Origin of the sequence: Ruminococcus sp., from assembly GCF_016287535.1 — a bacterium.
GTDB lineage: Bacteria > Bacillota > Clostridia > Oscillospirales > Ruminococcaceae > Ruminococcus.
In genome coordinates this window covers 45,627-59,360 of the sequence record NZ_JAEFAJ010000010.1, presented here as the reverse complement: position 1 = coordinate 59,360, position 13,734 = coordinate 45,627, and the positions used below count along the sequence as shown (strand labels likewise).

Sequence of the window (13,734 nt, the reverse complement as noted above, 5' to 3'; positions counted from 1 at the left end):
TCACCTCATTTCCGCAAGTATTTTCTTTATCTCATCAAAACCAAAGCCCTCTTCATCAGGCCTTTCAAGAACTATCACTTCAGCACCGCAGATTGCTGCCGCCGAAAGCTTTTCCGGGAAGCCTCCTGCCGTACCGCTCTCCTTAGTAACAAGGACCTCTGCTGCGCTCAGTTTTATATGGGCGATATTCTGTTCAGCAGTGAAAGGGCCCTTTTCAAGTATAAGCTTATCTCTGCTGAACCCAAGCTCTTCACAGCTCTTTCGTACATCATCATTCGGCAATGCCCTGACCCATATCCTTCTGCCGTGATCCTTGACCTCCGCAAGCTTAGGAAGCTCCTTGCTTCCGAGGGTACTGAGGATAACCTTGTCAGAACTGTTCAGTATACTCACAAGCTCGTCCATATTACCAGCCTTTGTACAGCCGGATATTTCCTGAGAGCTGCGAAGCAGTCTGTAACAGACTATTCCAAGTTCACTGCAGGCAGCCCTTATATTCCTTGTTACCTCTTCGGCATAGGGATGGGTCGCGTCAACGACTGCATTACAGCCAAGTCCGGAGACAAGCCGCTTTATCCCTTCAGAATCAAGTCTGCCTGTAAATACACTAAGCATTTCGTCTTTCGGAAGAAGCTCAGCTCCGTATCCCGTAGCTACTGACACCGCCGCAGCGATACCGTTATGCACACAGTATTCCGCAAGCTCCCTGCCCTCGGTAGTACCGCCGAATATAAGCACCTTACACATTGCGGTATCCTCTCGGAGTTACCATTTTTCCGCCAATGACCTTTGTTTCTGAATTGCCGATAAATACCGTGGTGAACATATCCGCCTGTGTATCACGCAGCTCTCCCAGTGTCAGTATACAGCTTTTCTGACCGTCTCTTCCTATGTTTGAAACCATTCCGCATACAGTCCCCGCAGCTCTGTATCCAAGAATGATATCACAGGCTTTTTGCAGGTAGTCAGCACGTTTTTTAGAGGACGGATTGTAGAGAGCGATCACAAAATCTCCCTCCGCAGCACATCTTAACCTCTGTTCTATCTTTTCCATAGGAGTGAGCAGATCCGAAAGGCTGATGACCGCAAAATCATGAGTCATCGGTGAACCGAGAACCGCTCCGCCGCTCAGTGCGGCTGTTACGCCAGGGATAATTTCTATGTCAACATCAGGATAATCAGCTGCCATTTCAAGAGCAAGTCCCGCCATTCCGTAAAGCTGACTGTCGCCGCTGCATACAAGTGCGACCGTTTTGCCTTCCGCGGCTTTTTTCAGTGCAAGCTCAACACGGTCACGCTCCTGTCTCATACCTGTGGAAAGGCACTCCTTTTCAGGATAGAAGCGCTTTATCTGCTCAATGTAGACAGTATATCCCACAACGATATCACTGCACAGTACAGCTTTCTCAGCTTCAACAGTTATACCTTCCCTGCTTCCGCAGCCTATACCTGCAACATAGAGCTTCATAGCTGCATCTTCCTCTCAAAATCAAGATATACCGGCTTTTCCGCCACAGCAACTGTTACTCCGCCGGCAGCGGTCTTTCTTACAATTAGCTTGCCGCCGCTGCAAAGCACAGCGCTTCTTTCACATACGTTATCCGCACCTGTAGTTTCAAGTACAAACTCAGAGCTTTCAAAATCGCCGCTTACCTTCATAAGCTCATCAGCCGTATAAGCTGTCATCCCGAAACCGAACCTTGTACAGAACTCGCAAAGTCCCTCTTCTTCTTTTTTGATATCAATAGTTGATACTTCACATATTCTCTGAATATCAATATTATTCTTTTCCAGCACTTCATTTACAGCAGCGCTTATCGCATCGGCAGAGGTACCCTTTTTGCAGCCGATACCAAGAACTATATTCCTCGGTACAAGATTGAGCGTTACCGGAAATGGCTTCTCGGAGGTATCAGTGCCCACACAGATACCTGTCCTGCATACACCGAATTCAGTGAGCTCGGAGGGAAGTCCTCCATGCTGATACACACTTGAAAAACCTATTTTTTCATCGTCGAGGACTTCTGCCGCTATCTCCTTAGCAGCTTTCATATCTGTGATTATCAGATCGTTTGCAACTGCAAAGCTGTCAGGAGAAAAGCGCCCGCCGGAATCTGTAGCCGTAGTGATAACAGCCGTTGAACAGAGCCCTTCTGCAATTACCTCGGCTAACCGGTTAGCGCCGCCGATATGTCCCGAAAGCACAGGAATAACGAATCTTCCGCTGTCGTCCATAACTATTACCGCCGGATCGTCCGCCTTTGTACCAAGGAACGGAGCAACGGCACGTACGGCTATGCCGCAGGCACATACGAAAATAAACGCATCGGAGCGCTCGAAAAGTCTTCCGACCATGCTCCCCATATTCCAGAATACCGCAGAATCATCATCTGTATGCTTATGAAAACAATATCGGCTCACCCTGTGCTCGGATTCAAGCAGCCCGCCTACTCTGAGAGAGAGCTGCCTGCCGTTCTCGGTGACCGAAAAAACAGCTATATTCATGTATCTTCTGCCTTTCTGAAACCAGTTTCAAATTTTTTATCATAGAGCTTTGAGAGCTCATAATCATCTCCGAGGAATCCGCCCACAGTAATTAGTGCAGTTTTGGTGATACCGTTTTCCCTTGCGGCTTTCGCAAGGGTGCCGACTGTACAGCGGACTACCTTTTCATCGCTCCATGTAGCCTTGTATACGATAGCCGCAGGAGTATCGCTGCGGTAGCCTCCGCTTAGCAGACGAGCGGACAATTCCTCCGTCATGCCGGCGCTGAGAAATATGACCATAGTCGCATTATGTGCCGCAAGGCTCTCGATTCTCTCCTTTTCCGGAACAGGAGTACGTCCTGCCATACGTGTGAGTATCACTGTCTGTGATACGTCAGGAAGAGTGTATTCAGCCCTGAGAGCTGCCGCAGCTCCGCAGAAGGAACTCACTCCGGGAGTGATACTGTATGGGATATGAAGCTCGTCAAGCCTGTCCATCTGTTCGCGTATCGCACCGTATACCGAAGGGTCACCGGTGTGAAGACGGACCGTATCCTTTCCCTCCGCTTCGGCGTTCTTCATGACATCTATCACCTCGTCAAGATGCATGACAGCGCTGTTGTATATCTCGCAGTCAAGCTTGGCATAATCAAGGAGCTCAGGGTTTACCAGAGAGCCCGCATATATTATAACATCGGCTTTTTCAAGAAGCCGCTTTCCTCTCAGTGTAATAAGGTCGGCAGCTCCGCAGCCTGCTCCGACAAAATCAACCATTTTCTTCCTCCGTTATCGCCTTAATAAGTTCATCAGCAAGTGAAGTCTTTACAAGCAGGTCACGCTTATATGAAAACGCGAGAGCGGCTATCCTGACTTCAGACTTTACACGGTTCTGCAAATAGAAGTCCATACGCTTTTCAAGAACTTCCGCAGTCTTTTCAAGATATCCGGCTTCGTCAAGTATATCCATTGCCGCGTCAACTGTAGCACAGTCGGGCAGCCGTTTCAGGGTTTCTGTATCAGCTCCCGCAAGAACACCGCAGGTAACGAGCACGTCCATACGTCCGTCAGCACATGATGAATGGGTATTCATTATACCTGCTCCGAGCTTCACCAGCTTACCTATATGACCAACGATAAGTATTGTCTCAAATCCAAGCTCTATGCCGATATCTATTGCCTCACCGATGAAGTTGCTGCAGGTAACGCTCCTCTCCAGCGAGAAGGGCATTTTCTCCTGAACGAAGCTCTCACTGTAGTTGCCTATAGTCAGCAGCATATTCCTCTGCCCCTCAGCACGTCTCATATTCGACTCCATGCGGATAGTTTCGATAAGTGCTGAATTACTCATAGGCTCAACGATGCCGCTCGTTCCGATTATAGATATTCCGCCTTCTATACCCATGCGAGGATTATAGGTCTTTTTTGCAATCTCTTCTCCGCCAGGCACGGATATCCTTACATTGAAACCGCCGGAATAGCCGTATTTCTCAGCGATCTCCATGACCGCTCCGCTTATCATTTTACGGGGGACTGAATTTATAGCGGCTTCTCCAACCGGCTGATCAAGTCCCGCCTTTGTCACTCTGCCTATGCCCTCGCCGCCTGCTATCACAACTCCCGAAGTGATAAGCGAGACCTCAGCGCATACCCTTATCCCGTCGGTTATATCAGGGTCATCTCCGCTGTCCTTTATAACTGCGCAGGAAGCTCTTTCTTCACATATCACAGGCTCAGTTATATCAAGGCGCAGCTTTACGCCTTTAGGAGTCATAAGCTCCGCAGACAGGACTTCATGTCCTGTAAGCAGCATTTCCGCTGCTGCCATAGCTGCCGCTGCTGCGCATGAACCTGTGGTATAACCGCAGCGCAGCTTCTGTGAACCCTTGTATATATATTCTTCAAGCTTCATTTCAGCTCTCCCTGTCAGTAATTATAAATAAGGTAAAATATCCGGGAGCTTCAGGTATATCCTCAACTGACGCATATGATCTTTCATCGGGGAATCCGCAGTTCACAACGGCTTTGGTATGTTCTGCAAGTCCTTTTCTGCGTAACAATGAGATAAGCTCCTGTGTATGCCTGCCTGTTTTCATTATCACCTTTGTTCCGCTGAGTTCAAGAGAGTTCTCAATACTGCCGGAGCTGTAAGGGATTATATGAAGCTCCTCGCTGCCAAGACAAAGCGGCTCTGCCAGAGCAGCTGCCGCAGCCGAAAAGCTCGTTACACCAGCACATACCTCTACATTGAAGCCTGCACCTCTTATATGTTCTGCAATATAGCAGAATGTGGAGTAAACCGATATATCCCCAAGCGTAAGAAAAGCAACGTCATTGCTTTCAAGCTCGGTGCAAAGCCGTTCTGAAACTGCGGAATAATTCCTTTCAAGTTCGGTCTTAACTGTGGTCATGGGGAAATCAAAAAATAGCCTTCTCTTCCCTGATATATCCACCGCCTGCTCCGCTATGGACAGAGCGGCAGTATTCTCACCGTTTGTCCGCGGAACAGCAATGACACTGCACTTCTCTATGATCCTGACTGCCTTCAGCGTCATAAGTCCGGGATCTCCCGCTCCTACGCTGACACCGTAAAGCTTCCCCATCAGTCATTCATCAGCTCTGCCGATACGGCTATAAGCTGTTCCATATCAAGCTGCTCAATACGTGCCGCTTCCGGCAGTCCAATGGCTTTAAGTGCTGTATATACCTTTTCTTTAGGTATACCCATTACTGATGACAGCGAATTGGCAAGGGTTTTTCTCCTTTGTGAAAAGCCTGCCTTGACTACACTGAAGAAAAACTTCTCGCTCTTCCCGTCAAGACGACGCTCGCTGTTCAGATCTATCCTCATAACCGCAGAATCCACATTCGGTGCCGGCATGAAACTGCCCCGTGATACGTCAAAGAGCTTTTTCACCGTACCGTAGTAATTCACTCCAACGGTTATAGCACCGGAATCCCGCGAACCTACCCTTGCACAAAGCCGCTGTGCGGCTTCCTTCTGCACCATGACAGTTATTGATTCTATCGGCAGTCTGCTCTCAAGGAGCAGCATAATAACGGGGGACGTAATATAATAGGGCAGATTTGCACAAACAGCCACATGAAGCCCCCTGAATTCTTCGTCGATAAGCCTGTGCAGATCGCACTTCATTACGTCCTCGTTAACTATTTTCACATTGTCAAAGTCAGCAAGCGTTTCTTCAAGTATGGGCAGGAGCCTTGTATCTATCTCCACTGCTGTGACCTTGTCAGCACGCTTTGCCAGCTCCGCTGTAAGGACTCCTATCCCGGTTCCGATCTCAAGTATGCCGAAGCCCTTGCGGGCATTGCCGTTTTCTGCTATTTTCGGACATATGTCAGGATTGATAATAAAGTTCTGTCCCAGCCCCTTTGAAAAGCTGAAGCCGTGACGGGACAGTATCTCCCTGACAGTTCCGATATTGGTTAGATTCATCAGTTACTCCTTAAACACTGTGGCGTTCCTTTTCGGAAAACTCGCTGCGCTTTGCGTCATTGAGCTTTTCCATAGTATTTACCAGATAATCCGCAGAACGGTAGGCTCTCTGAAAATCCATGTCCTTGAAGTAGATCTTCAGATCCACGAATTCGCCGTCAATGATGATATCCATCTGCCCGATCTGTCTGCCGGTATACTTTTCCGCCGCGTACTTCATGTACTCGTCGATCTCACGTCTGTCCATTTCTCCGCCGATAACATTGATCTTCATATTAAGCCTCCTGTTCATAAATAAAGATTTTTCCGAAGCGATCTTTCTGCTTCAGGATACATTTTTTTCGTTTATTACACTGAGCTTTTCAGCAAGCTCAGCCTTTGCTATAACTTTTTCACTGCCGTCTTTGCCGATAAGCAGAAGCTCCTTTCCGTTGGAGCATATCACGCCCTCGCCGCAGAGCGTGTAATCCAGAACCCCTTTGCAGAGTATGGTCTCGGTCTCATCTGGACTTATCCTTACGAGAACACGGCTTCTCGGTAATATTCCCGGATTCTTGTCGCCGGCAGCAGCGTTTTCCTTTTCGTTCTTCTCAGCTTCTCGCAATCTGTCCTCTATATACTGCTCACGGGGCGATTTAGTTTTAGATTTGACATCGCCTTTTCTCTGGCTCTTTCTGAGAGGTTCGCCGCCGAACAGCACGCTGAAAGCGTTTATGAAACCGAAAAGCGCCTTAATGAGCCTCACCGGGAAAAGCAGCACTGACTTCCACACCGGCTCCTTTTCACTTTTTTGCAGCTTATACGGCTGACGTATGAAATAATAATTGCCGTCTGCGTCGTTTTTTGGCTCAAGCAGATCATTTCCCTCTTCCGCAAAAAGTGTGTCTATACTTCCTGCTTCCTCATCGACTGCCAATATGGAGCTTGCAGAAAAAACATTTCCGCCCTCCAGCGCACGTCCTCTCGTAGAACAGAACAATCTGCCGTCGGTGGCAGACCAGAAAGGAGATGCCTCTGCGGAATGTCCGTCCGTAAGTTCATTGTAGTCGCCGCGCTCGTCGAATATCGCAAGATGTCCGTCAAGTATAGCGGCTATCCTGCCGTTTTTATAAGCAATATCACCGATATCCCTGTTCATTCCGGTATATATGTGTCCCTCCGGAGCTTTAGGTGAATCAGCGCTTTTCCTGTAGATAGCACCCATTTCTCCAAGAACGGCAGAGTATATGAAACCATCATCAGCGGCAGAAACGCCGTTTATCCTGACAGATCTCGACGCATCTGCATCATGCTCAAGATCTTCACGGAACATCGCTCCTGCTCCGGAATGCTTCCACTCCTTGTTCTTGTTTATCTCATTTACGGCATCGGTATACTTTTCAGCTCTTTCGCACGGAAGCTCCGATACCTTTCCGGAATTGCAAAGAAACATACTGTTGCCTGATATATAAACGATCTTCATTGGTAAATCAGTTTTCCTCCATTCTTCTGCAAACAGCCTCGGCGCATTTCATGCCGTCGACCGCCGCAGAAACTATACCTCCTGCATAGCCTGCACCCTCGCCGCATGGGAAAAGGCCATTCAGCGAAAGCGACTGCATATCTTCTCCGCGGTTTATACGCACCGGAGAGCTGCTCCTGCTTTCGATACCGGTCAGCACCGTATCACCGTCATCAAAGCCCTTTATCTTCTTCCCCATTTCCTTTATACCAAGCTTCAGGGTACTGCATACAAAACCGGGAAGGTATTCTTCAGGAGCAGCGAATCTGACTCCCGGCCGGTATGACGGTCTCACCTTTCCGCATTTCACGCTGACACGTCCGTCCATAAAATCCCTCAGCATGGCAGCCGGCGCATGATAATCACCCCCCCCTGCAATAAAGGCTTTCTCCTCAAGGTCACGCTGGAAATACATTCCCGCAAGAGGATGGTCGCTGCCGTAATCGGCAGGGTCAGCGTTAACAAGGAGAGCACTGTTTGAATTCTCAGCGTCACGCGCAAAACAGCTCATGCCGTTGACAGCGAGCCTGCCCTTCTCAGAAGAGGCGGCAACAACATATCCCCCCGGACACATACAGAAGGTATACAGAGTGCGTCCGTTGGGAAGATGTACCGCAAGCTTGTAGTCTGCGGCTTTAAGAGCAGGATGTCCTGCAAAGTCACCATACATCGCCCTGTCGATATCAGTGCGGAGGTGCTCCGCTCTGACGCCCACAGAAAAGCTTTTCTGTGAAAGGGCGATATTCTCATTGTAAAGCAGCTCAAATACGTCTCTTGCACTGTGACCGGCTGCAAGGACAAGACTGCCTGTATCTATTGTATGTATCTCTCCGTCCTGCAAATACCGCACTGCGGAGAGACTGCCGTTTTCAGTATCAAAACCGCAGAATTTAGCGTTGAACCTTATTTCACCGCCTAAGGATATCACTTTTTCGCGAAGAGCCTTTACAGCTCCCCTGAGCTTGTCCGTGCCAATATGTGGCTTTGCGAGATATAGTATCTCCTCAGGAGCGCCGAACTCAACAAGCCTTTCAAAGACCCAGCCTATACGGCTGTCCTTTATGCCTGTTGTGAGCTTGCCGTCAGAAAAGGTGCCTGCGCCTCCCTCGCCAAACTGCACATTGCATTCGGGATCAAGCCTGCCGCCGCTCTGAAACTCCTCGACCTTCCTGCAGCGTGTATCAATATCACTGCCGCGTTCAAGGACTATAGGCTCTGCTCCAGCCATTGCGAGCACAAGCGCTGCAAACATACCGGCAGGTCCGAAGCCCACTATAACAGGGCGGTAGTCAGTTCTTTTCACAAGCGGGACTCTATAATCAGTGCGCTCAGGCTTTGAAGCGTTTTTCAGGACTTTCAGCAGCTTGTCCTCTCCCTTTGCTTCAATATCAAGGGAAATCAGAAAGTGAACATCGTTCTTCCTTCTTGCGTCCACTGATTTTTTTCCAAGCTTTACGCTTATCAGCCTGTCACGGCTTATTTTAAGTTTCTTTTCGCAAAATGTCACAAGGTCAGAAAAGTCGGTATCAAGATCTGCTCTTATTCCGCCGACTCTTATCATACAATTTCACCTCTCAGGGATTCGGCGCAGTTCCTGCCTGCGAATATTCCCGACGACCATGCCCACTGCAGATTATAACCGCCGCAGTCGCCATCCACATCAAGTATCTCACCGCACAGGAATATACCTCGCTCGCTCCTGAGCTGAAGCCTGTCATCAACGCAGTCGCCGCTTATACCGCCGCAGGTGACCTGTGCTTCCTTCCACGGAGCACTGCCGAGCACGTCAAAATCAAGATTCTTTATCAGCTGAGCGATCTGTCTCAGTTCCGTATCCCGCAGAGAGGATATTTCATCTGTAAGCGAACGCCCCAGCGATCGCTTTGTAAGGTAAAGTGCAAGATTTCTCGGAAACAACCCGGTGAGGAGTTCCTCTGTGGTATGCTTTCCGCGCTGATACTGTATAACACGGAGATAGCCCACAAGCTGCTCTGTGTCCATATCAGCGGCAAGATCAAGCCTGAGAGTCAGCTTTCCGTCGTACTGAGAAACAAGATGAGCCATATTGAAAACGCAGATGCCAGACAACGCGCTGTCAGTGAACTGTATCTCGCCCGCCTCCTCCTTGAGAAACCTTCCTGCCGAGTAAGCTGTTACCCTGCCTTTTGCACGTATACCTTTAAGTCCCTTCAACAGTTCGGGACGTACTCTGAGAGGAGCAACTGCAGGACATATCTTTGTTGTATGGCAGCCCTTGCTGCGCAGCAGCCTTATCACGCTTCCGTCAGTGCCGAACTGCGGTGCTGCATATCCGCCTGCCGCAACTATAACTCTCTTGCAGGGATATTTCTCTCCGGAAGCAGAAGATATCCTGAAACAGTCAGGGGCGCTTTCAATAAAATTAGCCTCAAATCCGCATCGCTCAACTACTCCTGCTTCGGCGGCACGAAGTCTCAGCGCTGAAAGTATCGTAGACGCGGTATTGCTTTTAGGGTAAACTCTTCCCTTAGGATCGGCAGAGCAAACAACACCGAGGCTGCCGAAAAACTCCTTGGCTGACGGAGTGGAGCTTATTATCCTCATTGCATTTCTTACACTTCCGTGATAATGCTCCGGACTCATATTGATGTTGCTGAGATTGCATCTGCCGTTGCCTGTTGCGAGAAGCTTTTTGCCTACACGGTCAAGCTTTTCAAGAATGACCACCCTTGCCTGCGGCATTATGTTCTTTGCTTCAACAGCCGCGGCAAGTCCGGAAGCGCCTCCGCCTATAACAGCAATATCCGTGATCCTGCTCATTTTTTTCACCTCTTAGGTCTGATATCGATTATGACTGCTTCCGGACGGTTATTGAACCGCACCGGCACAGGATAAACACCTATACCTGATGTTATGAACATCGTTCCGCCGTCGTAGTCAAAAAAACCTTTGTCATATATATCAAGCTCCTTGTGAAGAAGCTTTGGAAGCCATACATCTTTCTCCGAACAGTAAAGCGGTCCCGCCCCGAATGGCAACTGTGCCATTTCTCCGTGTGTATCGGCACAGAGTGTAAGATCAGCTCCGAAATCCGCAAATTTTTCATAGTTTGGTATGTGGGCGAGAAGTATATTGAAGCTGCTGTCATCGAGAACATACTCATTGCCCAGATCAAAGGTCGGGCTGTAGTATACGTTGTCTATGCCTATGATGCGGAAACTGCTACCTTTTATCTCTACAGTGTCCCCTGAATAATCCAGTACCTTTGCTCCTGCTTTCTTCAGCTCCGCCACATAGCGGTCATCGTAATCATGTTCGCCGGTAACGCAGTAAACAGGATAACCCGCTGATACGATATCTCCCGCAAGATCTACCGGTTTGTGCATCAGCTCCCATTCGCTGCCGCTGGTGTACATATCACCCAGTATGAAAACAATATCAGGCTTTGCATTGTCAACAGCGCTGAAAATCGTTTTATTGCTGATACCGTACCGTGTAGCGTGCTGATCGCTTAAAACAGCGATGCGAACAGTTTCATTCACCTTGCCGGATACAATTTCTTCCTTTGTTACTCTGAGAGTATAGTTATTGAACCACCATATCACAAGTATAACAAGTACCCAGAGCCATATGTTCTTCCTTTTCTTTTTATCTTTCGTTTTTTTGCCGTCTGCTTTTTTCTGTTTCTTTTCTGACATTAAACCTTGTCCTTTACATGGATATCGAGCTGATTGAAAGGTATCTCGATACCGTTTTCATCAAATGCCGCCTTAACAGCTTCTGTCAAATTATACTTTTCCGTAATGTAATCGCCGTTGTTCACCCAAACAAGCACATCGACGCCTATTGAGCTGTTATTATGGGAACTCATCCTCACCACCGGCTCAGGGATCTGAAGAATAAGCTTATCCGAGCTTATAATGCCGAGGAGTATTTCCCTTGCCCTGTAAAAATCCGAACCGTAGCTTATGTTAAAGTTAAGATCAATACGTCTTGTGGGAGTTTCAGTATAATTGACTATCTTTGCGTCTGTGACCTTTCCGTTTGGCAGGAATACGGTCTTGCCGTCAAATGTGCTGATCTTGGTATAAAATATCCCTATGTCCCTTACTGTTCCGACCGAGCCGTCCAGCTCTATTATATCGCCGGTAGTAAACGGCTTTGTGAAAAGTATTATGAATCCGCCGCAGAGGTTTGAAAGACAGTTCTGCAGTGCAAGGCTAATTGCAAGCCCCGCAGCTCCGAGGATAGTTATTATGGACGACATAGGCACTTTAAGCACAGACAGCGCCATTATCACAACCGCAATGTAAAGAATTATTTTTATGAGTGATACAAGAAAGCTCTTTGCTGCTCCGTTTACATTTGACTTGGATACAGCTTTTCCGACTACCTTCGCTATGAGCTTTGATATCAGTATACCGATGACCAGTATAGTCAAAGCCATAATTATAAGCGGAAGAGCCTTTTTTATATATTCAAGTCCTTCTGCAAGCACACCAGAGGTCTTTTCCACTGATTCGTGTATTGTACCTATAAGCTCGCCTGTGGTTGTCTCAGAAGTTTCAACCGCAGCCTGCGACGCAGTATTTGTTCCTGTAATGATCTGTGTTCCGGTCAAAAAATCATCTCCGTAAGAAATGGTAATATACATTCCAGGCATTATAATATGTATACTTATAATTATTATAACAGATTTCGCAAAAAACGTCAATATTATCTTCCATTATTGTAAAAAAATCTGCACTTCAGCCAAATGCCGCAGTGCAGTTTTGTATGTTATTATTTTTCCGAAGTTTCATGCGCCACCTCTCTGCGGTTGAATTCCTCAGGTGTGATGAATGTCGGTACCATCTCGTGCAGAGCGTGGATAGCGACTTCCTCATTGTTGAGCTGAGCTGCGTCACGAAGCTTTTTGAGCCTTGACGCAAAATGATCCTCGTCTATATCTATCTGCTTTCCGATAAAGATAAGCTTGTTTGAGGTCTTTTTAAGTCCCTCCTCCATCATAAGGAGCTCTTCCTTTATCTTCTCGCCGGGACGAAGCCCTGTAAATACGATAGGAACGTCTTTATAAGGCACCTTGCCGTACATTCTTATAAGATTCTCAGCAAGAGTTACGATCTTGACCGGCTGTCCCATATCAAGAACGAATATCTCACCGCCGTGAGCGATCGCAGCGGCTTCCATAACAAGGCTTACAGCCTCCGGGATAGTCATAAAGTATCGGATTATATCCTCATGAGTTACCGTGACAGGCTTGCCCTGCTCGATCTGCTTCTTGAAGAGCGGTATAACAGAACCGTTTGAACCGAGAACATTGCCGAAACGTGTAGTTACGAACTCTGTCGTTCCCTCATGCTGCTGTGAAAGGTACTGGACTATCATCTCGCAGCAGCGCTTTGAAGCGCCCATAGCATTTGTGGGATTTACAGCCTTATCGGTGGATATCATAACGAACTTCTGTACATCATGGAACTGAGCAAGTGTAGCTACATTGAATGTACCTATTACGTTATTCTTTATAGCCTCCATAGGAGAACATTCCATGAGAGGAACGTGCTTATGAGCAGCCGCATGGAATACTATCTGTGGCTTGTATCTCTCGAAGATCTGGTTGATGCGGAAATAGTCACGGACAGAAGCGATAAGCGTAACAAGATCAAGCTCGTCGCCGTATTCCATAACAAGCTCCTGCTGTATCTCATAAGCGTTATTCTCATAGATATCGACTATTATGATCTGCTTGGGGTTATATCTTGCTATCTGACGGACAAGCTCCGAACCGATGCTTCCGCCGCCTCCGGTCACCATACATATCTTGCCGCCGATGAATTCCTTGATATCCTTATTGTCGAACTTTATCGGATTGCGTCCGAGGAGCTCCTCTACCTTTATATCACGGACCTGTCCGAGAAGAGTAGACGAATCGTCAAGGATGAGGTTTCCGATAAAGGGAACTATTTTAAGGGGCAGCTTTGTCTCGTTGCATATATCTATTATTGCCTTTCTCTCGTCTGATGTCAGCGAGGGTATGGCAAGTATGAGCTGTTCTATCTTGTATTCCTCGGCGTATTTAACGATCTCTTCAGACCGTCCTACCACCTTTACTCCGAGTATCTCCTTGCCAAGCTTGGCAGGATCATTATCGATGATACAAACTGGATTGAACTGTGCCGAAAACTTGTCATCGGTATAAGGCGACTTCTGAGCATTGAATATCTCGTTCAGAAGCATAGTTGCCGCTACACCGCCGCCTATTATCATCGTTCTTTTCGCGCAGCAGTCGTAATTCTTCTCTGATTCCACAATAA

14 protein-coding genes are annotated in these 13,734 nt (G+C 47.8%); all 14 read right to left on the bottom strand.

Going from position 1 to position 13,734, the window contains the following annotated elements; translation table 11 throughout:
* The 14 genes from cobK to QZZ36_RS05945 all read right to left on the bottom strand — a co-directional run bounded on the left by cobK (position 1) and on the right by QZZ36_RS05945 (position 13,729).
* Complete coding sequence (gene cobK, locus QZZ36_RS06010; RefSeq protein ID WP_295078382.1) at positions 1 to 747, bottom strand: precorrin-6A reductase; 747 nt, start codon at positions 745 to 747, stop codon at positions 1 to 3.
* The gene (gene cobJ, locus QZZ36_RS06005) at positions 740 to 1,468 is read right to left on the bottom strand and encodes a precorrin-3B C(17)-methyltransferase (protein ID WP_295078379.1); all 729 of its coding nucleotides are present in this window, start codon (positions 1,466 to 1,468) and stop codon (positions 740 to 742) included. Before cobJ ends, cobK begins: the two co-directional genes overlap by 8 nt.
* Positions 1,465 to 2,505 (bottom strand): cobalt-precorrin 5A hydrolase, encoded by a 1,041-nt coding sequence (locus QZZ36_RS06000; RefSeq protein ID WP_295078376.1) that lies wholly within the window; start codon positions 2,503 to 2,505, stop codon positions 1,465 to 1,467. Before QZZ36_RS06000 ends, cobJ begins: the two co-directional genes overlap by 4 nt.
* Complete coding sequence (gene cobM / locus QZZ36_RS05995) at positions 2,502 to 3,260, bottom strand: precorrin-4 C(11)-methyltransferase (RefSeq protein ID WP_295078373.1); 759 nt, start codon at positions 3,258 to 3,260, stop codon at positions 2,502 to 2,504. The genes QZZ36_RS06000 and cobM overlap by 4 nt, the downstream gene beginning before the upstream one ends.
* Positions 3,253 to 4,395: a cobalt-precorrin-5B (C(1))-methyltransferase CbiD gene (gene cbiD / locus QZZ36_RS05990; protein ID WP_295078370.1), complete on the bottom strand. Its 1,143-nt coding sequence runs from the start codon at positions 4,393 to 4,395 to the stop codon at positions 3,253 to 3,255. Before cbiD ends, cobM begins: the two co-directional genes overlap by 8 nt.
* A 1-nt stretch (position 4,396) precedes the next feature.
* Complete coding sequence (gene cobI / locus QZZ36_RS05985; RefSeq protein WP_295078367.1) at positions 4,397 to 5,086, bottom strand: precorrin-2 C(20)-methyltransferase; 690 nt, start codon at positions 5,084 to 5,086, stop codon at positions 4,397 to 4,399.
* The gene (gene rsmA, locus QZZ36_RS05980) at positions 5,086 to 5,940 is read right to left on the bottom strand and encodes a 16S rRNA (adenine(1518)-N(6)/adenine(1519)-N(6))-dimethyltransferase RsmA (protein ID WP_295078364.1); all 855 of its coding nucleotides are present in this window, start codon (positions 5,938 to 5,940) and stop codon (positions 5,086 to 5,088) included. Before rsmA ends, cobI begins: the two co-directional genes overlap by 1 nt.
* Positions 5,941 to 5,950: 10 nt before the next feature.
* Positions 5,951 to 6,214, bottom strand: coding sequence for a hypothetical protein (locus QZZ36_RS05975; protein ID WP_295078361.1), 264 nt, complete (start codon positions 6,212 to 6,214; stop codon positions 5,951 to 5,953).
* Between the two features lie 51 nt (positions 6,215 to 6,265).
* Positions 6,266 to 7,402: a hypothetical protein gene (locus QZZ36_RS05970; protein WP_295078358.1), complete on the bottom strand. Its 1,137-nt coding sequence runs from the start codon at positions 7,400 to 7,402 to the stop codon at positions 6,266 to 6,268.
* Between the two features lie 7 nt (positions 7,403 to 7,409).
* Complete coding sequence (locus QZZ36_RS05965; protein WP_295078355.1) at positions 7,410 to 9,002, bottom strand: FAD-dependent protein; 1,593 nt, start codon at positions 9,000 to 9,002, stop codon at positions 7,410 to 7,412.
* Entirely contained in the window at positions 8,999 to 10,240 is a 1,242-nt protein-coding gene (locus tag QZZ36_RS05960; RefSeq protein ID WP_295078352.1) for an aminoacetone oxidase family FAD-binding enzyme, read from the bottom strand. The genes QZZ36_RS05965 and QZZ36_RS05960 overlap by 4 nt, the downstream gene beginning before the upstream one ends.
* 5 nt (positions 10,241 to 10,245) lie before the next feature.
* Positions 10,246 to 11,118, bottom strand: coding sequence for a metallophosphoesterase (locus QZZ36_RS05955; protein ID WP_295078349.1), 873 nt, complete (start codon positions 11,116 to 11,118; stop codon positions 10,246 to 10,248).
* The gene (locus QZZ36_RS05950) at positions 11,118 to 12,041 is read right to left on the bottom strand and encodes a mechanosensitive ion channel domain-containing protein (RefSeq protein WP_295078346.1); all 924 of its coding nucleotides are present in this window, start codon (positions 12,039 to 12,041) and stop codon (positions 11,118 to 11,120) included. The genes QZZ36_RS05955 and QZZ36_RS05950 overlap by 1 nt, the downstream gene beginning before the upstream one ends.
* Positions 12,042 to 12,202: 161 nt before the next feature.
* Positions 12,203 to 13,729 carry a nucleoside-diphosphate sugar epimerase/dehydratase gene (locus QZZ36_RS05945; protein ID WP_295078343.1) on the bottom strand — a complete coding sequence of 509 codons (1,527 nt, stop codon included), beginning with the start codon at positions 13,727 to 13,729 and terminating at the stop codon, positions 12,203 to 12,205.
* Positions 13,730 to 13,734: the final 5 nt, after the last annotated feature.